This is a genomic window from Leptospira kanakyensis (assembly GCF_004769235.1).
GTDB lineage: Bacteria > Spirochaetota > Leptospiria > Leptospirales > Leptospiraceae > Leptospira_A > Leptospira_A kanakyensis.
Window position 1 is genome coordinate 630008 of sequence record NZ_RQFG01000019.1, and the last position, 19055, is coordinate 649062.

The 19055-nt window shown below is 40.0% G+C and carries 17 protein-coding genes and 1 tRNA gene; 8 read left to right on the plus strand and 10 right to left on the minus strand.

Annotated elements, in window-relative coordinates; translation table 11 throughout:
• Nucleotides 1-10: 10 nt before the first annotated feature.
• The 3 genes from pdhA to EHQ16_RS17335 are packed head-to-tail and all read left to right on the plus strand — an operon-like array spanning nucleotide 11 to nucleotide 3317.
• The gene (gene pdhA / locus EHQ16_RS17325) at nucleotides 11-997 is read left to right on the plus strand and encodes a pyruvate dehydrogenase (acetyl-transferring) E1 component subunit alpha (RefSeq protein WP_135632426.1); all 987 of its coding nucleotides are present in this window, start codon (nucleotides 11-13) and stop codon (nucleotides 995-997) included.
• Nucleotides 998-1972 carry a pyruvate dehydrogenase complex E1 component subunit beta gene (locus EHQ16_RS17330; protein ID WP_135632427.1) on the plus strand — a complete coding sequence of 325 codons (975 nt, stop codon included), beginning with the start codon at nucleotides 998-1000 and terminating at the stop codon, nucleotides 1970-1972. It begins immediately after the preceding gene.
• Between the two features lie 10 nt (nucleotides 1973-1982).
• Nucleotides 1983-3317, plus strand: a complete 1335-nt coding sequence (locus EHQ16_RS17335) for a pyruvate dehydrogenase complex dihydrolipoamide acetyltransferase (protein ID WP_135632428.1) — start codon at nucleotides 1983-1985, stop codon at nucleotides 3315-3317.
• Nucleotides 3318-3346: 29 nt separating this feature from the next.
• Here the strand turns inward: EHQ16_RS17335 and EHQ16_RS17340 are convergent, their stop codons facing one another.
• Nucleotides 3347-3556, minus strand: coding sequence for a hypothetical protein (locus EHQ16_RS17340; RefSeq protein ID WP_135632429.1), 210 nt, complete (start codon nucleotides 3554-3556; stop codon nucleotides 3347-3349).
• A 129-nt stretch (nucleotides 3557-3685) separates the two neighbouring features.
• Between EHQ16_RS17340 and fliG the strand changes: the two genes are divergently transcribed.
• Nucleotides 3686-4705, plus strand: coding sequence for a flagellar motor switch protein FliG (fliG, locus tag EHQ16_RS17345; RefSeq protein ID WP_135632430.1), 1020 nt, complete (start codon nucleotides 3686-3688; stop codon nucleotides 4703-4705).
• Nucleotides 4706-4719: 14 nt separating this feature from the next.
• Here fliG and EHQ16_RS17350 read toward each other — a convergent pair.
• A tRNA-Asp gene (locus EHQ16_RS17350) sits at nucleotides 4720-4796 on the minus strand.
• Between the two features lie 103 nt (nucleotides 4797-4899).
• Here EHQ16_RS17350 and EHQ16_RS17355 point away from each other — a divergent pair.
• Nucleotides 4900-5574 carry a CDP-alcohol phosphatidyltransferase family protein gene (locus EHQ16_RS17355; RefSeq protein WP_135632431.1) on the plus strand — a complete coding sequence of 225 codons (675 nt, stop codon included), beginning with the start codon at nucleotides 4900-4902 and terminating at the stop codon, nucleotides 5572-5574.
• 104 nt (nucleotides 5575-5678) lie between these two features.
• Here EHQ16_RS17355 and EHQ16_RS17360 read toward each other — a convergent pair whose 3' ends face one another.
• The 4 genes from EHQ16_RS17360 to EHQ16_RS17380 all read right to left on the minus strand — a co-directional run bounded on the left by EHQ16_RS17360 (nucleotide 5679) and on the right by EHQ16_RS17380 (nucleotide 9788).
• On the minus strand, nucleotides 5679-6533 hold the full coding sequence (locus tag EHQ16_RS17360) for an ankyrin repeat domain-containing protein (RefSeq protein WP_135632432.1): 855 nt from the start codon (nucleotides 6531-6533) through the stop codon (nucleotides 5679-5681).
• A gap of 129 nt (nucleotides 6534-6662) precedes the next feature.
• Nucleotides 6663-6953 carry a hypothetical protein gene (locus EHQ16_RS17365; protein WP_135632433.1) on the minus strand — a complete coding sequence of 97 codons (291 nt, stop codon included), beginning with the start codon at nucleotides 6951-6953 and terminating at the stop codon, nucleotides 6663-6665.
• Between the two features lie 227 nt (nucleotides 6954-7180).
• Nucleotides 7181-9043: a PP2C family protein-serine/threonine phosphatase gene (locus EHQ16_RS17375; protein WP_135632435.1), complete on the minus strand. Its 1863-nt coding sequence runs from the start codon at nucleotides 9041-9043 to the stop codon at nucleotides 7181-7183.
• 196 nt (nucleotides 9044-9239) lie between these two features.
• Nucleotides 9240-9788, minus strand: coding sequence for a TetR/AcrR family transcriptional regulator (locus EHQ16_RS17380; protein WP_244242156.1), 549 nt, complete (start codon nucleotides 9786-9788; stop codon nucleotides 9240-9242).
• Nucleotides 9789-10079: 291 nt separating this feature from the next.
• Between EHQ16_RS17380 and EHQ16_RS17385 the strand changes: the two genes are divergently transcribed.
• Both EHQ16_RS17385 and EHQ16_RS17390 read left to right on the plus strand, forming a co-directional pair.
• Nucleotides 10080-10724: a class II aldolase/adducin family protein gene (locus EHQ16_RS17385; protein WP_135632436.1), complete on the plus strand. Its 645-nt coding sequence runs from the start codon at nucleotides 10080-10082 to the stop codon at nucleotides 10722-10724.
• Nucleotides 10725-10799: 75 nt separating this feature from the next.
• The gene (locus EHQ16_RS17390) at nucleotides 10800-11531 is read left to right on the plus strand and encodes an aldose epimerase (RefSeq protein WP_135632437.1); all 732 of its coding nucleotides are present in this window, start codon (nucleotides 10800-10802) and stop codon (nucleotides 11529-11531) included.
• A gap of 45 nt (nucleotides 11532-11576) precedes the next feature.
• On the opposite strand, the gene EHQ16_RS17395 is transcribed toward EHQ16_RS17390, so the two are convergent.
• The 4 genes from EHQ16_RS17395 to EHQ16_RS17410 all read right to left on the minus strand — a co-directional run bounded on the left by EHQ16_RS17395 (nucleotide 11577) and on the right by EHQ16_RS17410 (nucleotide 17440).
• Complete coding sequence (locus EHQ16_RS17395; protein ID WP_135632438.1) at nucleotides 11577-12065, minus strand: GyrI-like domain-containing protein; 489 nt, start codon at nucleotides 12063-12065, stop codon at nucleotides 11577-11579.
• A 128-nt stretch (nucleotides 12066-12193) separates the two neighbouring features.
• Nucleotides 12194-13051: an AraC family transcriptional regulator gene (locus EHQ16_RS17400; RefSeq protein ID WP_135632439.1), complete on the minus strand. Its 858-nt coding sequence runs from the start codon at nucleotides 13049-13051 to the stop codon at nucleotides 12194-12196.
• A 50-nt stretch (nucleotides 13052-13101) separates the two neighbouring features.
• Complete coding sequence (locus EHQ16_RS17405; RefSeq protein ID WP_135632440.1) at nucleotides 13102-14094, minus strand: HD domain-containing phosphohydrolase; 993 nt, start codon at nucleotides 14092-14094, stop codon at nucleotides 13102-13104.
• A complete protein-coding gene (locus EHQ16_RS17410; protein ID WP_135632441.1) occupies nucleotides 14078-17440 on the minus strand; it encodes an MHYT domain-containing protein in 3363 nt (1120 codons plus the stop codon). Before EHQ16_RS17410 ends, EHQ16_RS17405 begins: the two co-directional genes overlap by 17 nt.
• A 385-nt stretch (nucleotides 17441-17825) precedes the next feature.
• Between EHQ16_RS17410 and EHQ16_RS17415 the strand changes: the two genes are divergently transcribed.
• Nucleotides 17826-18578: an SDR family NAD(P)-dependent oxidoreductase gene (locus tag EHQ16_RS17415; RefSeq protein WP_135632442.1), complete on the plus strand. Its 753-nt coding sequence runs from the start codon at nucleotides 17826-17828 to the stop codon at nucleotides 18576-18578.
• Nucleotides 18579-19055 lie beyond the last annotated feature (477 nt).

A 19055-nucleotide genomic window follows, 5' to 3' on the forward strand; every position in this document is an offset into this window, starting at 1 on the left:
GAGGTTCTCGTTGGTTTCTTCTATCCCAAAAGACTCACAATCAGTGAGCGAGTTGAAAGAGTTCTACAGACAAATGGTACTTATACGAAAGTTTGAGGAAGCCGCTGCCAAAGCCTATAGCGTAGGAAAGATTGGTGGGTTTTTACATTTGTACATCGGCCAAGAAGCTGTGGGAGTTGGTTCCATTGCAGCCCTCACCCCAAAGGACTATATTGTTTCTACTTATAGAGACCACGGCCATGCTTTGGCAAGGGGCTTAAATCCCAAACCTCTGATGGCAGAGTTATTCGGAAAAGGTACGGGAATCTCAAAAGGTAACGGCGGTTCAATGCACTTTTTTGATCGCAATGCTCATTTTATGGGTGGGCACGGAATTGTGGGAGGTCATATCTCTCTTGCCGCAGGGATTGCCTTTGCTTCTAAATTTAAAAAAGAAGATTCTGTCACCATTTGTTTTTTTGGAGAAGGTGCTGCCAATATTGGTTCCTTTCATGAGGGCTTAAACCTAGCTGCCATTTGGAAACTCCCTGTCGTTTTTATTTGCGAGAATAACCATTATGCGATGGGAACTCCCGAATACCGAGCACTTGCAGTCAAAGATGTTTCTGTCAGAGCTTACGCTTATGATATGGCTCGGGATCATATTGAAGGCGATGAAGTGAGAAAGGTAAGAGACCATGTCCAAGTGGCGGTGGAAAGGGCTCGTCGCGGGGAAGGCCCCACCCTCATCGAAGTATCCACTTACCGGTTTCGTGGCCATTCCATGTCGGATCCTGCTAAGTATAGAACCAAAGAAGAATTAGAAGCCTATAAAAAGAAAGACCCTCTGATGCGTGCCAGACACGAATTAGAATTAGGTGGGATCAAAACAGAAGAATTAGAAAAAATGGATTTGGAAATCCAAACCCAAGTTGATGAGGCGTACCAATATGCAGAAACCTCACCAGAACCTCCCCTTTCTCAACTACACAAGTATGTGTATGCGGAGGATAAATAAATGGCCATTCTAACTTACAGAGAAGCGTTAAACCGTGCCATGGTGGAAGAGATGGAAAAAGACCCACTCATTTACCTGATGGGAGAAGAAGTCGGACATTACCAAGGAGCTTATAAAGTTTCCCAAGGGATGCTCGATAAGTTTGGGGAAGAAAGAGTGATCGACACTCCCATTTCCGAAAATGGATTTGCGGGGATTGGAGTGGGTTCGGCGATGGTGGGTTTACGTCCCATCATTGAATTTATGACTTGGAACTTTTCTCTTGTTGCCATCGACCAAATCATCAACTCTGCAGCAAAAATGAATTATATGAGTGGGGGCCAGTTCCCCATGCCGATTGTCTTTCGTGGTGCCGGTGGTGCGGGAGGAAGACTTGGGGCCCAACACTCCCAAGCCTTCGAATCTTGGTATGCCCATTGCCCAGGCCTCAAAGTGGTTTGTCCTGCCACTCCGAAAGATGCTTACGGCCTACTCAAATCTTCCATCAGAGACAATAACCCGACAATCTTTATCGAATCAGAAGTGTTATACGGATCCAAAGGAGAAGTCCCGGAACAGGAATATACCATTCCTTTGGGCCTCGGTGAAATCAAAAGAAAAGGAACAGACATCACTCTTGTGACTTGGTCAAGAGCCCTTGGGTTTGCAGAGGAAGCCGCGGCCATTCTCGAAAAAGAAGGAATCTCTGTAGAGATTGTGGATCTCCGCAGTTTACGCCCGTTAGATGAAAATCTAATTTATGAATCGGTAAAAAAAACCAATAGAGCGATCGTTGTGGAAGAAGGTTGGCCTGTGGCAGGATTTGGAGCCCAAATTGCATACCTCATCCAAAAAAATGCCTTCGCTTATTTGGACCATCCCGTGGAACGAGTCACACAAATGGATGTACCTATGTCTTACGCTGCCAACTTAGAAAGAATGAGTTTGCCAAACGCAACAAGAGTTGCTGATACCATCCGCGAGATGTTACAGTAGGAGAACCATAATGGCAAAAATTCAAGAAATGACCCAACTTTCTCCTACGATGGAAGAAGGAACCATTGTGAAGTGGTTGAAAAAAGAAGGAGATTCCGTTTCTCCCGGTGACATCATAGCTGAAGTAGAAACAGACAAAGCCGTGATGGAAATGGAGGCCTTTGAAACAGGAGTGATTTTAAAAATCCTTCATACAGAAGGGGCCAAATTAAAAGTAGGACAGGCTTTGGCAGTCATTGGAAAACCAGGAGAAGACGTATCTTCTCTGTTAGCGGATCTTCCCAAACAATCACCAAGCCAAACAAAGGTGGAAACGGCACTCCCGAAGGAAACCCAAACCTCCAAACCTTCCGTTTCGGAACCCACTGCCCCGGCAATCTCTTCCCAAGTATCGGAAACCAAACAGAACCCAACCTCGATGAACTCGGTTACGGCGGTTACCGAGATAAATTCAACAAACCGAGGAGGACTTCGTGTCCTAGCCTCTCCTCTCGCCAAATCCATTGCCATTGAACATGGGGTTGATTTACACACAGTGATCGGAACAGGACCTGAGGGAAGGATCACGAAAAAAGATGTTTTGGATACTTTAAGCCAAGGGACTGGTGCAAGTCAATACGCGAGTAAAACGGCAACACGCGCCGATGAAGTTGTGAGTTTGAATGGTATGCGAAAAACCATAGCCAAACGTCTGACCGAGTCCAAACAGAATCTTCCCCATTTTTATTTGAACGTGGATGTAAATGCAAAGGCCATGGAAACATTTCGTTTAGAACTTACGGAATTCCAAAAACATTTAGATCCAGAACTCCAAGTCAAAGTCAGCCTAAACGATATCATTGTCAAAGCCACTGCTGCAGCCCTAAGGTTTCATCCCAAGGTCAATGCGAGTTTCCAAGGAGATTCCATTTTACAATTTGGTCGAGTGGATGTAGGAATTGCTGTTTCTCTGGACGGAGGACTATTAACGCCTGTTATCCGAAATGCGGATGGAAAATCCATACTAGAAATTTCGAAAGAGGTGAAGGAACTAGCAAAACGTGCCCGGGAACGAAAATTAAAACCGGAAGAATTTTCCAATGGAACCTTTACCATTTCCAACTTAGGAATGTATGGAATCAGTCGGTTCACAGCCATCATCAATGAACCAGAAAGTGGAATCCTTGCTGTTGGGTCTGTGGAAGACAAACCAGTTGTGGAAAACGGGGCCGTGGTAGCTGGCCGGGTTTTGTCTTTGACCCTTTCTTGCGACCACCGAGTGATCGATGGTGCGGTCGGGGCCGAATTCTTAAGAACTCTAAAGAGCCTACTCGAACAACCGAGCCTTATAGCCGGTGTGATCTGACTCTTGTAGAAAATAATCGAGGTTAAGTTTTAAGCCGCAAAAAAATCGGCGCTTTGGATGTCTGCGATAGGGATACGAACCACACCACTTGCTAAGTTCCCGATCACTACATCATCCATCATTTGGCGGTTTTTATCGAGTTCGATGCTTTGTCCGTCTTTCAAGTGGAGAACGATATCGATTCCACGGTAGTGGATGTATCTTTCGAGTGTGTTTTTGAATTTGTGTGCTTTGTCCATCTGGTTTTCTGTTCCTTATCTTTGTAACTTACAAAGGGTATCGTACGAATTTATGAGACCTTTAGAAAATTTTGTCTCATTAGATAAGTTTTTTTTGACAGTATCAGGAAACCGGGAGAATTATGTCACATGAAGCCTGAGAACAGTACATCCGCCACTCCTGGCGTACGGAAAGCCGCCCTCCTCCTTTTATCCCTTGGCAAAGAAAGAGCAGCCGATGTTCTGAAGCACTTAGATGACTCCATGCTCGAGGCTGTGATTCTGGAAATGTCCAAAATCAGATCCATTTCCAAAGAAGAAAGAGATGTCATCCTTGGCGAATTTCATAATACCATCGAAGATTTAAACGAAACCACTGCGGGTGGACTCTCCACCGCGAAATCGCTTTTGGAACATACGGTCGGAACGGAAAAAGCCAATGTGATCTTAAAGAAGATCCACAAAGAAGAGACCAAAAACGATTTTGAATTTCTAAACCAAGTGGAACCGGGAGTTTTACAAGGGATGCTTGGAACAGAATCCCCACAAATCATAGCAGTGACCTTATCTCATTTGGATCCAAAAAAAGCGGCTGATGTTTTGAAACTCTTTCCAAAACCGGAACAGGCAAAAATTGCCGTAAGACTAGCCACAACATCCAAAACCCATCCCGATGTGATCCAAAACATTGCTCGCATTCTAAAGAAAAGATACGAAGAAAGAGACAAACAGGAATACTCCGAAGCCGGTGGTGCCCATGTCCTTGCGAACATCTTGAACTTTATGGAAAAAGGCGCCGAAGAAACCATTCTTTCTGAATTGGAAGAAACATCCCCCGATGTGGCCGACCAAGTCCGTGAAAAACTTTATACCTTTGAAGACATCCTTTCTTTGGATAACAAAGAAATGCGAATCCTCATCAATCGTTTGGCTGATGATACGGCCATCTCTCTTGCCATCCGTGGTGCCGGAGATGAGATTCGAAAAAAATTCCTAAACAATATGAGCCAAAATAGATCAGAAGATATTTTAGATGCTCTGGATATGAAACCAAGGGTCACCTTACGAGAGATAAACGAAGCTAGAAGTAAAATTGTGCAAGTGGCTAGAGTTTTAGAAGAAGAAAATCAGATTCTGTTTAAGAAAGAGAAAGAAGAGTATATTGAGTAAAGGGGAAAAACCGATGGCGGAGTTGACGGGGCTCGAACCCGCGACATCCTGCGTGACAGGCAGGCACTCTAACCAACTGAGCTACAACTCCATCGGAATAAAAACCAAAGTATAGAATCGACTCCGATAGTCAACACAGTTTTCATTTGTTTTCTTGCCTTTCGTTAGAATTTTTAGAATCTGGTACTGGTTCTATGCAAATCGAAGAAAAAAAAGCCAAAGACCTTTTCCAGGATCGTATCTTTACCCTTTCCAATTTCCTTTCCATCTCTCGGGTATTGTTATTACCTTTTTTCTTCCAAAGCACTTATACTTATGCTCATGATCCGACAAATGTAAAAGAGTTATTTGCATCTATATTCTATGCACTGGCTGCTGTTTTCAGTGATTATCTAGATGGACTCTTTGCGCGCCTCCTCCACCAAGAAACCACCCTCGGAAGATACTTAGATCCTGTTTGCGACAAACTAGTGACACTGGGTGGACTCTTTGTGGTCACCATTCATTTTGATTTTCCGAGTTGGATCCTTATTGTTTATTTTATTCGAGAGGTCCTCGGGGTATGGCTTGGTGGGTATTTGTATTTAAAAAGAGGATTACAGGGTCGCCCCAACTGGTGGGGGAAATTTGGAGTGGGGATCGTTGCTGTATCCGTAATTTGGTATATGTCACTGCCTTACTTTTTACAATTCGGAGCCCCTTATGCTTTTTTACTCCATCCTGTGATCTCTGCTTATGTTTTACTTTTTGTACTCAGTGCAGGAGTCGTGGCTTATATTGTTAGGTATTGGAATATTGTTTTCCATCCAGAAGCCATTGAGTTAGATCCAGAAAATAAAAAACAGGCTAAGAAATACCAAAAAATCTAATTTGATTTCTACAAGTGGATTCATTTGGCAAGCGGGTCTTTAAGTCCCAACCAGAAAACCAAAAGTAGAAATCAAACTTTCCTAAATTTCTTTTTAGTATTCTTTTACTTCAAAGTTCCAGCTTTCTTTTGACGAAGCAAATACCATTCATAAAGGTTTTGTCCCGTCTCTACCCAAACAAATTCCGCATAATGGTAGTAAGTTCCATCAGCAGCGTTCATGGTCAGGGCCGAATAATTTTTAGGATTTTCATACACACCTTTTGCAATGTTCGCAGGCATTTCTGTCACAGCACCTGTAGCAATGTGTTTGTATTGGGTGAGTATTTTGCCATCAGTGGTTTTGGCCTTGGCATCTGTAATTTCGAGTTTTTTCATACCCTTTGATTGTAAGTAAGAAAGAAATTCAGGTTTTCCTTGTGATTTTCTAGCTTCCGCCATTTCCCAAATGGAATTTTTTCCAGATTTGTTATATACATTTGGGTTTGCTCCGGCTTCTACCAAAACCTTCACTAGTTCGAAATCAGCGTTACGCACGGCATTCCATAAAGCAGTGTCATAATCCGGACCAAAACTATATTCACGATATCCAGCGATGTTTGGGTTCGCACCTTTTGCTAACAGTAACTTTGCAATTTTTGCATTGGCCACTCGGTCAAGAGCAGTCCTTTTGCCCCAACGAAATTTCAATTTGAAAGGTCCAATTCGATCTGTATAATCACATTCGTTGGAACGATTTTCTACCTTTGCACCTTTATCCAATAAAAGTTTTACAAGACCTTCATCGCCTTCCATAGCAGCAATGGTGAGTGCATGAAAACAATCAGAAGTTAGGTTTACATCAGCACCTTCTTCAATCATTTGTTTGGCTTTATCGAATTTACGATCTTCGATTGTGTAGGGCAAACTCGCACAAGATACGGTGGCCCCAAGAAATAAAAGTGAAATGAGCTTTTTCATCGCATCATCATAACGGAATGTATCAGAAAACAAGTGAAAATTTTGAGGATGGATTTTGGGATAATAGAATCAATCCAGTCACCGGAATCCAATGATTCCGATGGAACTAATCTATTATCCCAGAGGGATTTAGCGTCTTTTTTTCTTTCTTGCGACTTTTTTCTTCGCTGCTCTTTTCTTAGCAGTTTTCTTTTTCGCAGGTCTCTTTTTAGAGAGAACTTTCTTAGTTTTTTTCTTTGCCGCTTTTTTCTTTTTCGCAGCTTTCTTCTTTTTAGGAGCTGCTTTTTTAGCTTTTTTCTTTGCTGCTTTCTTTTTTGCGGCTTTTTTCTTCTTAGGAGCTGCTTTTTTAACCACAACTGCTACTTCCGGAGCAGGTTCTTCTTGGATTTGTGGTATTTCTATTGTTTCATTTTCTTCCATACATGTAACCTTAGGAAGATAGTATCAAATCTTCCTTCTGGGAACGATAACAAAGCGAGGATTATTAAAAGTAAATTCATTTTTGTTAAGACTCATCAAACAAAACTAATTTATTTAAAAATGATTCTATTTTCCGAAGTTTATCAACAAAAGATCAAAATTACTCCCTATGAAATAAAGGTAAGCGCAATTCACCTAACCCCTAAGATACGAATTCAACCAAATTTCTAGGTTTTAGCCTGGCCATTTTGTAAACGATAGATTTCTTTTTGGTATTCTTCTGCTTTCTCTGGACGTTTTGACTTTTTATAAAGCCGACTTAGGATCTTAATCACAGGAATTACCTCTGGTTTACGGCTATAAAGCCGTTCTGCCATATCGATTGCATCTTCAATTAAACTTGCTTTGGCATATTGAATGGCACCTTCGAAGATCATTTGGAGTCCAGATGGATGGAGATTTGAAAAATTCTCAGCGGCACGGGCAGCTTCTGCTGGTTTCTCCAATTTACGATACACTCGGTACAATAATTTCCATACAAAAGGGTCAGAGGTATGATTCTCTGCATAACTACTGAGTAAAGTAAGGGCTTCGTGATGAAGGTTTTTTTGGATCAAACGAATGGGTTCTTCCAAATCCTTTTCATGACCTTTCTTTTCCCCAATGGATCCAGGAAGAAAACGAATGCTGAGTAAAGAAAGGTCATCTGTCAATTCACCCACTTTTTGAAGGCGTTGGCCTAAGGATTCAATGTCCCCGCCACTTTCTTCCACTTGGAACAAAATCGAAGTATGGTCAACATTGATCACACGATTTGCTTCGGCATCAAAACCTATGCTTAGATCATCTCTTCCGTCAGAACCAATGATTATGGTATCTCCAGGACGAATCCAGCAGGTTTCAATCCTTGCTTTGTCTTTGTGCATTCCTAATTTGAAATTGGTAGCCTCTTCTGATAAAAAACTTGCCTTTCCTTCTCGGTATCGAATGGGAAAGGGATGTTCTGCATTGATATAATATAAAAAACCCGTTTCTTCATCCACAAGACCAAGTAGGAGAGACATGGACATGGAACCATCAAATCCTTCAAACACATCATTCAGATCACTGAGGGCCGTATGCAACCAACGTTCGGGATAATACCCAGATAAAATTCCTTCTCTATGGGTCCTTTCTACTAAAGCGCGAAATGCCGTTCCAAAAACAAGAACACCCCCAGCACCTTGCATGGACTTACCCATAGCATCCCCATTCGCAAATACGGAATAACTCCGACCTCTGAGAACAATTTGGTCAGCCACACAAATATCTCCTCCCAATTCATATTCTCTATTTTTAAATTGGAATGATTTCTTTTGTTTGATATAAGTTTGGAACTGCACTGTTTGTGAACGAATCCGAATTCCAGAAAGAGGACGAGTGAGAAGTGAGGTGAGATAATAATCACCATCTTGTTGGTATTTCAATCGGCTCACTTCCCCAATGGCATCCTCATAGGATCGATTGAGAGTCCGTAACATAAGACCCAGTAAAAATAAAATGGATATCCCTGTGATGAGAAAGTCTTCACGCCGGGCCTTGTCCGTGGAATAATCATAAAACCAATCCGGGTGATCGATTTGGATGTAATTCACTCCAAACAGTGCGGAAACAAAAAATACAATGGCCAACCAATCATATTTTTTTCCAAGGATGAGCATATTCAAAACTAAGATGGGAGCAAGTAACATCACATTGGCGCTGACTATCCCACCACTGTATTGAATTTGCAAAAAAGAAGTGAGAGAGCTGATGATAAAAGTGGGAAGGATGAGAATTTGAAATTTGTTCTGGAACCGAGCGAGGTAATAAAAAACACAAGCAAACCCAAATGCCACCCATAAGGCAATGAGACCTACCATTTCAAATCCTTCTCGAAAGAACTCGGAACTAAGCCCCACTCCCATAGCAATGATGCCGGCAAGGAGTGTTCCATTCAGAATCCTGTGGCGCATCACAAACTTTTCCTGAGCTCCTAAAATAAAGGAAACAAGGTCGGAAAAAAACTTTTTCAACTTTCTCTGGAAAACTAAAACACGGAACTCTGGCATCGGATCTCTCCCTTAGAAAAAAAAAATCCGAAGGCGAGTCATAGAAGTGATGCCCAAAACCCATGGATCGGACATGACAGATTGCCTTGGAATGTAAGGGGTAATTTGACAAAAAAACCGACAATTGTCGATTTCTTTTTTAGAGAGTGGTTCCGAAAAGAGAATTGGGAAAAATCAGAAATTGGGTGGACTCACCTTATTGGGAGGGATTTGTTTTTTTAGCCTGTAAGAATTCAGGAAGGTAAGATCGCAAATAAGCAACGGCGGCTCTACCTGCTTCACTGACCATCTCGTCGGAAATATCCCCACCTTCGCGGTACGCGTAACGAAATACGGAATCAATCAGGGAAACAGCGATGGCCACCTTTCGCGGCATATCCGGGATCTCTGGAACCAAAAACCTTTCTTCCACTTGGGTTAAAGCCAGTCGTGCCAGTGTAGAATCTAAAGCCTTTCCTATATGCATGGTTTCTTCACTCCGAACTCCATAAACCACTCGCATCAAAGCTCTGTCTTCCCTTAAGCCAGAGGCAGCTTCTTTCGCTAGGAAATAAACATATTGTTGCCAAGTTTCAAAGGCAGAAGTGTCGACTCTTTCCAATCGATGAGAAACAAGTTCTGCATGCACCAATCGAAGCCCTAAGTACATAGCTCCTAGGTTGGGAAAAAAATGGTAAGCCGAAGCTCTGGGAATTTTGGCTCGTACACATACTTTTGCATACGTGATGGATTCCGGCTCTTCCATCCGTAATAATTCCCGTAAAGCTTGGAGTAAAATTTTACGGCGATCCGGGTCAGATATTTTTTCTAGCTCTGCCTTTCCCGATAAAAAGGGAGAAGGTAAAATCTTCTTTTCTGGGGATCGATTTTGGCCAAATTCTTCCATTGCTATCGACAGATGCCGACTTTATTGAGAAATTCAAGCCAAATTCCTTATTTTTTTAGAAAAATACTCGACAAATGCCCAAATCCCCATATTTTAAATCGACAGATGTCGGGTTTTGGTTCCAATCAAACCCCAGGGTGAGGCAAATCAATGAAAGATTCCAAAATAGATACAGTAAGAAAATCAATGCTTACCGCCTGTATCAAGTTAGCTGATTTAGGATTTTTAGCTGGGGTTGGTGGAAACTTAGCGGTAAGAATCAATTCAGAACTTATGGCTGTGACTCCCTCAGCTACAGATTATTATACAATGAAACCAGAAGACCTTTGTATCTTAGAAATCAAGGGACTTAAGATGGTCGAGGGAACCAAACAACCAACAACTGAAAGTGGAATCCATGCATCCTTTTTTACATTAAGACCCGAGATCGAAGTGAGTTTACATACCCACCAACCTTTGGCAAGTGCTGTCACCCTACTTGGTTTGGATATGGATATCAAATCGGCAGAAGGGATCAAAAATATTGGATCCTATTTACGATCTGTATCGTATGCACCTTCCGGTACTTCCTTTTTAGTGAATGCATTTAAGAAACGAATCAATTCGGAAACAAACGGATACTTACTCAGAAATCACGGCCTTGTTTGCGGGGCATATACCTTAGAACAAGCCATCGAGAATGTAAAGTTAATAGAAAAAGAAGCGGCACGATTCCTTCGAACAAGAATTGAAGCGAATACAAATTTATCGCATATGACAAGTGGGATGAAACAACAGTTAATTTCTGCATTATAACTTATAAAAAACTGTGAACTAAAAAAATTTGAAGAATCACTGAATGGAATCAGTAAAGATTAAAAAGGAATGGTCATGAAAGTTAGTACTCTTAAGAAAAAAACTCCAAAACAAATCACATCCTCTGATGAATTGGAACTAAAAAGTTTATGGCATAGATTAGAAACAAAAGGTTTATTACAAGACCATAAAGCTGACCTTTCTTTTCGCCTTCCAGGAAAGGCGAGTTTCCTTCTCATCCACCGAGAGGAAGGAAAAAAATCCAAACCAGAAATTAATGAATATAAAATCGAAAATCCCACAGACTCTTTACGGATTCATTTAATGAGTGATGAAACCTTAAATCTAATTCGGTTTCATGCCAGTCTGTATTCCTTAAGACCAGACATTGGTGCCATTGCTTCTTTTCAGCCGCACTGGAGTTCTTTACTAAAAACACTAGACCATCCCCTCCCTCTAGTTTTTGATGAACAGTGTCGTCAGTTAGGGGCTCCAGTCATGAATCTTCCCAAACATATCGATGGATCTGTGAAGCCAAGTTCTATCATCCTTGGTGGTGCCAACGCATTTCTCGATGAAGACAATGTTGTGATCACAAGTGTCACTCGCGATAAAGCCATTTACAATTGTGAGTTGATTGAAAAATGTTCGAAAGCCTACCTACTCGCACATTCCACAGGAAGTCCGATCAACAACATACCATGGTGGGTACGTTTCATTGCAAAAACGAGACTCCTGAAAGATGAAAAAAAAGCAAGTGCAGCCTATGCCCGTGGGGAAAAACCAACAGGGTTTAAAGCCTACTAATCATCTTTAAGTTGTCTCTAGATAAAATTACAAATTCTCGATTTGCTATTTGATTCCCAAATAAATATCAAATTGAGAATGGTTGGGATCACTCGCATTGGCTCCATAGATTTCAAGGTCTGCTATATAAGACCGACTTTTTTTGTACTGCTCCTCTGACCAAATGGTTTTCCAAGTATCGAGTCCAATCGTTGATATAGGGCCCCAATTCGTCGGAACTTTGAGATATTCCGATCCAGGAATTTGAATGGAATCAAAACCGGGTTTTAGAGTTTCCACTTTGTTTACAGAGGCACCAATCAACATAGTATAGGCTCCTGTTTCATCCGATTCAAATTCTGTATAAGCCACCATCCACTCCGTAGGATGGATTCGATTGGGAATCTGGGATAAGATCCCTTCCCCTAAAAACTTGCCCCAGAGGGCTGCAATCTTACCGTTTCCAGACATTTCTTCTGCGTTGGATGTTCGCGTTTTGATTCCCACAAGGGTGATGGGTTGTAAAAGAATTTTGTTCTGCGTTGTGTTTTCCATACGGTTATCCTAGCAGAAATGAAAATCCCAATCTTGACTATTTGTGCTTTTTAACTGAGAACCGAAGAAAGGTTTAATTTTTTGTCTATTTTTCAGAAGTAAGTGTAATTCGTCTTACAAAAGAAAAACTATTTGATGGGGATATAAATTTCTGATTCTGGATTTGTGTTTTGGAAACGGCCATCAAATAAATCAAAATCATCACTGAACTCTCTTTCATATCCAGTGTTCGGCATCCAAGTTCCGTAGATATACTTCCACCCATTGAGTATATCCTGGTTTTGATTTCCAGGAACTGTAAATACCATATATTTAGCCGGTTTCATTCGGTGTGTGACAAACCCATTGGGAACCTTTGTATCAGAACTCACTTGAGCTCCGATGATGACATCAAAATTTTCCGCATAATCCCAGTTTGTATAAATTCCTATCAAAGAATCACTGGTTCGATCAGGAATGGAAGAGGGAAAACCACCGGTCATAAACTCTCCCCAGAATTTTGGTATGTCAATTTCGTTTTGGCACCTTTGCATGGTCGTGCGATTCGGTTTTCCCATAAGGATAAATTCATTTTTGGTAATGACTTGGGTTTTGATCTTTGAACCATCGATGCGGATTTCATCTCGCAAAGAATCAATCTCCAAGATCGGAAAGTTTCGATGTTCCATTCCCTTTCTATATTCTGACGGATTTTGGCCATATTCCGTACGAAATGCACGAAGAAATGACTCCGGCGTTGTATAATGGTATTTTAAAGCAATATCGATGATTTTATCTTTTCCGAGGATGAGATCATTCCCCGCTTCCGTAAGCCTTCGTTTTTTTAAATAAGTATAAACAGAATATCCGGTTACATAACGAAAGATCCTTTGAAAATGCCACCTAGATTGGAAGGCATTTTTAGAAACATCCTCTACGCTGATATCATCTCTTAAATGTTTTTCAATAAAGTTTACTGCAAGTTTGATATGATCGTAGTAGTCCATACATTCAACTGAAATTACCTAACGAATGTACCAAATCAAGGATTTGTTTTTTATGTTTCTTCCGGCCATTGGTTTTTGATTTCAAGAATTTTTGGTAAGACAGAAATGAATTTTTCTACAAGAGCCGGGTCAAAATGTGTTCCCGATTCCTTTTTCAAAAACTCAATGGCTGCATCCACTTCCCAGGCTTTTTTATAAGGACGAACCGTAGTTAAAGCATCAAACACATCGGCAATCGCAATGATACGGCCTTCCAACGGAATCTTTTCACCTTTTAATCCGTAAGGATAACCTGTCCCATCAAATTTTTCGTGGTGAGTGATGGCAATGGACTTCGCTAGTTTTAATAAACTTGAATTATGGTCTCCAATGATTTCGGCCCCAATTTCAGGATGGCGTTTCATGATTTCCCATTCTTCCGGAGTCAGTTTCCCCGGTTTTTGGATGATCTGGTCGGGAATTCCAATTTTTCCCACGTCATGCATGGGAGCCGCGTTTAAAATTTCTTCGGCTGCTTCATTCGAATAACCATACGCCAAGGCGAGGCTTTGCGAATAATGACTCATCCGAATGACATGCATTCCCGTTTCATTGTCTTTGTATTCAGAAGCCATACCGAGACGTTGCACAATTTGTAATCGCGTAGCTTTTACTTCATTCACATCCACAAGAGATAAATGGTTTTTAATTCGGACCTTTACAATCGGCGGACTTACTGGTTTTGTAATATAATCAACAGCCCCGAGACCAAATCCTTTTTCTTCATCACCAACATCGGTCAGTGCTGTTACAAAAATCACAGGAATGAATTTTGTTTTTTCATTCGACTTTAGAACTTTGCAAACCTCGTGGCCTGTCACTTCAGGCATCATCACATCCAAAAGGATTAAATCAGGTTCTTGCGATTCTGCTAGTTCTATTCCTTTCAAACCATCTTTTGCAAATAAAAGAGTATAATCATTTTGCAAAATCTCGTTTAATATCTGTAAATTGGTGGGTTCATCATCAACAATTAAAATTTTAGGTTTAGAGTTTATCTGCACTAGGATCTCCTGAAATTATATCTTTGAGATTTTTTAGCTTTTGAATCGTTTTTTCAAAATCAAATTGTTGGATCGATGATTCAATTTCTGAAACGTTAGTAAAATATTTAGTTCCATCCAATAAGTCATACAAATTCTTCCATTTTTGTTGGTCTACCGATCCACGAGAAAAGGACTCAGTTAAATCCTGAATGGACTTAAGAATTTGTCTTTTATCGTTTGAAGAAATTACTTTTCCTTCTAAAGACCGATTCCCATTTTTTGGAATTCTATTTTCATATTTATTTTGAAATAAACTGAATGCATCAAAGAAAGCCGATTTTAAACTTTCGAATTCGTTTTTATTTAGACTTAGTTTGTTTAGTAGTTTTTCTTCTAAACGAAGAGTCACTTGAGAAATAGGAACAATTCCTAAATTAGAGGAAACACCTTTGATTTTGTGTAGAAATGATTGTTGGTCTGATATATCTTTTGAATGATCCGAGTATTCCTCAATCTCGGCCTTAAAATCCTTAAAAAATCCATCTAACATAGTGATATACTTTTCTAAAGATCCAAATAAAGCCACACCCCTATCGAATTGAAACGTTTCACCTGAATTTAGGTCGGATTTTTTTTGGTTTGGAATTTCAACGGCCCCACCCAGAAGTTTTTTAATTTCAAAGAATAAATCATGTATGTCGATCGGCTTAGAAACAAACCCGTCCATTCCCGCATCTTTTGCCGACTGTTTGTCTTCTTCAAAAACACTAGCAGAAAGAGCAATAATCGGTGTACGGTGAGAGTTTTGTTTTTCGAAATTACGAATCTGCCTCGTGGCTTCCAATCCATCCATCTCTGGCATTTGGATGTCCATAAGAACCAAATCAAAATGTTTAGACTTAAAAATCTCCAAAGCCTCCAAACCATTTTTTGCAATATCTACCATATGCCCATTGGTTGTCATTAGGAGTTGGATGAGTTCCACATTCTGTTTGACGTCATCCACAATGAGAATATCCAAACTAGGTAAATCAAAATCAATTTTTTCATTGATTTCCAAAATGGGTTTACCCTTCTCCAAAGGAAGAGAAACATAAAACTGAGTTCCCACTCCAAGTTCACTTTCTACCCAGATTTTCCCTTTCATCAATTCCACCAATTGTTTAGAGATTGTGGTACCAAGACCAGTCCCTCCAAATTTTCGACTCATGGAAACATCGGCTTGTGTGAAAGGATCAAAAATTTTTTCCATTCGATCCTCAGCAATCCCGATCCCACTATCTTGGATGTGAAACAAAACTTCCCCATCTTTAGTTGTAATGTTTAGGTGGATGAACCCTTCTTTAGTAAACTTAATGGCGTTCCCAAGTAAGTTCGTTAAAATTTGTCGAATGCGAAGACTATCACCTTTATAATATTCTTCCAAATTTTCACCGAGCATATAACGAAAATCTAATCCTTTTCGTTTGGATTCAATTCCCATTGTGGAACAAACCTGATCAACTAGAGAAATCAATGAAAAATCTATAATTTCTAATTCTACAGCACCGCGATCGAGTTTAGCAGAATTTAATACATCATTAAGCAATCTTAACAATGATTTGGCGGAATTTTTAACAGTTTCTAAATGATTTTTTTGATTACCAATTAAGTCACCCGATAACAATACTTCAGTAAATCCAATAATGGCATTCATCGGAGTTCTGATTTCGTGACTCATATTTGCCAAAAATGTCGTTTTAGTAATTGCAGCCATCTCCGCTTTTTCTTTAGAATCAATCAGTGCTTCTTCAATCATCCTTCGATCAGTATTATCTAAAATCACCCCATCCAAAAATTTAACCTTATTGTTTTCATCTAAAACGAGACCACCATATTCTAAAACCCAACGGATCTCCCCCGATTTTTGAATGATCCGGTAGTTTAATACAAATGTATCAGACAAATCGATGGCATTTTGGATGATATTGGCGACATGGGCACGATCTTCCGGGTGAATGATTTCGGTAAAAGTACGTTTGCGATTTGGTTGCAAAAAGTCTTTCGCAGGATATCCAGATAAAGTTGAAATTGCATCACTCATAAAAACAGAGGTCCAGTCTTCATCAACGAGACATCTGTAAACAACACCGGGGATGTTTTGGATGAAGGACTTTAATTGTTCCTCATTTTCCTTGAGAGCATTTTCAATCAAAATCCTTTCCGAAATGTCACTAATGAGTCCAACAAAGATATCATCTTGCGGAAGTTTTGTGTGACCAATTGCCAATCGAATTGGGAAGGTAGTTCCATCTTTTCGAATGGCAAGCGTTTCCCGACCCACCCCAATGATTTTAGCATCCCCAGTTTTTAAATAATTAGAAAGGTAATGGTCATGTTCACCTTGAAAGGGGCTCGGCATCAGAATACTTACATTTTTCCCAATGATTTCTTTTGTTTTCCAACCAAACATCTTTTCGGCGGTAATATTAAACTCTTGGATGATCCCTTTTGTATTAATCATCACAATTGCATCAGCCGCAGTTTCAATGATTGCCCGTAACCTAGATTCACTTTTCAATAGATTTTGAAAAAGATCTTTATAACTAATAAAAGCAATGGTAACTACAGCAGAACCAATCACAAAAATACTTCCAAAACCAACTAGAGCGACCATAAACAATTGATCAGAAGATGAGTTATCTAACACCTGGTTTGGTTCGATGACAAAACGAGCCGCAGCCATACCCGTATAATGCATTCCAGATATAGCACTACCCATAACGATACCGCTAAACAAAGTGAGATAAAAACTTCGAATTTTTAAATTAGAATTTTTTAATCGGAACTGAATGAAAATAGAAAGAATCGCAAAAGAAATTGCAACAACGAGGGAAACCAAAAATAAATACGGATCATACATTAACCTTGGCCGCATTTCCATTGCAGCCATTCCCATATAATGCATAAATCCAATGCCGGCACCAACAAGGATTCCGACAGAAATTAATTCCTTACGTGTGATCCTTTTTTTGCTTAATGTTTGTAATGCGAAAAAAGAAGCAAAAAAACTGGGAAGGATAGATAAAATGGTAGTTAGTTTATGGTAAGTGACTTTTGTGCACAATTCAAAAGACAGCATACCAATAAAGTGCATCGACCAAACGGCTCCACCCATCGATAGACTCGAAGTAAATAGAATTGCTAAACGAGAGTATTTGTTCTCAACGTTGGAAAAACGACTGAGCATGTATAAGGAAATCCAAGATGCAAAAATAGAAATCAAAATCGAAAGGGAAACCAACCAATAATTATAAGTTCCTTCCACAAAGTTTAATTGGTTTGCATCTAAGATAAAAAAATGTTTTAGCAATTCGATTCCCATTGACTCTGTTCCTACACCAACTAAATCCTATCATTCATCTACGGATTCTTTGGATACTCGCAAATTAGATGGATTCTAATTTCTTTCTTTTATTTTAAGTACTATTACTAAAAACAAAGAGGATGTTCCTTTACATGCAATCAATTGTAAGAATATTCACTATAAAGAAAATAACTAAGTTTTTTACGGAATCAAAACATAACGTACATTCATATATTCGAATTTACTAAATTAATTTTTGCTCGAATCAAACAAAAATAGTCCAATTGGTTCACCAATATTCACAGCCAAGTAAGTAGACCATTCGGATCACATTAAAACCATTTAAGGAAAAAGGATCGGTAATTGGCTTGCGCTCTTTCCAATCCTAAGGTTACCCTTGGCCATGGATCAAATTCTAAAAAATAAAAACGCCATTGTTACTGGTGGTGCCCTAGGAATTGGAAGAGAAACTTCCCTGTTACTTGCAAAAAAAGGGGCTCATGTCATTGTATCAGACATCAATCTAACAGAGGGTGCCCACGTTGTCACAGAAATTGAATCCTTCGGTGGTTCAGCGGAATTGATCAAATGTGATGTCACAGCCGAAGAAGAAATCATCTCCCTTGTTGAAACATTCAAATCTCGCAACCAAAGATTGGATATTATGGTAAACAATGCGGGAATTGCCAACAAACCAACATTTATGCATAAAGTGACAACAGAGGTTTGGAACCGTTTGATCTTAATGGATCTAACCAGTGTATTCTGGTGCCAAAAATATGCCACAAAATTGATGCTTGGTGACCGTATCGGTGGGTCTATTATCAATGTTGCCTCCATCGCAGGACTTGGTGCTTCTCCTTCGCTTGGACCTTATTGCGTAGCCAAAGCGGGAGTGATTGAACTGACAACCACAGGCGCCTTAGAAGTCGCACGATTTGGTGTTCGGATCAATGCAGTTTGCCCCGGTTGGACAGAAACTGCCATCCTAGATGTAGCTGGTGAAAGAGGAAAGGATGCGATGGAAAAAAATATTCCCATGGGAAGGCTTGGCAAACCATCGGAAGTGGCAAACCTCATAACCTTCTTAGCATCCGAAGAATCCAGTTTCATTACGGGATCTGTGTATCGTGTGGATGGGGGAACAAGGAGTTAAAACAAATTTAATGTTATATTCTAATTGTTTTGACTGAACTCCTCGATTATTCTAAGGAAAATAGAAACAAAAAATCAAATCCTACCTTGGGAACATTTTGAGCGTTTTTGATCTACTTCCAAAAGTTGTATTATTGTTAGATCTATTTGTAATTGGTCTTTAGAGCTAAAATAAGTTGTTATCAGACGATCTGTTAATTGTTTTTTACTATGATTGTATTCGTCTTTACAATCGTCTTCTGAATATTCGGAAAGTTGACTACAGTTCAAAAAGAAAGATAGGAATAGACCACAAAAAATCAATGAAACGTATCGCATTGTTGGATCCAAAATTATAAAAGCAAAAAATTATGCATACTAAAAATGTTTTCCTCTCCTCCCGTGAAAGGGATACGAAGGGCTTGGTCTGACGGATGTCAGACGGGAGCGTTAGCGCACCCCGGAGTAGCCCGCTCCCCGAAAGTGGATCGAATCGAAG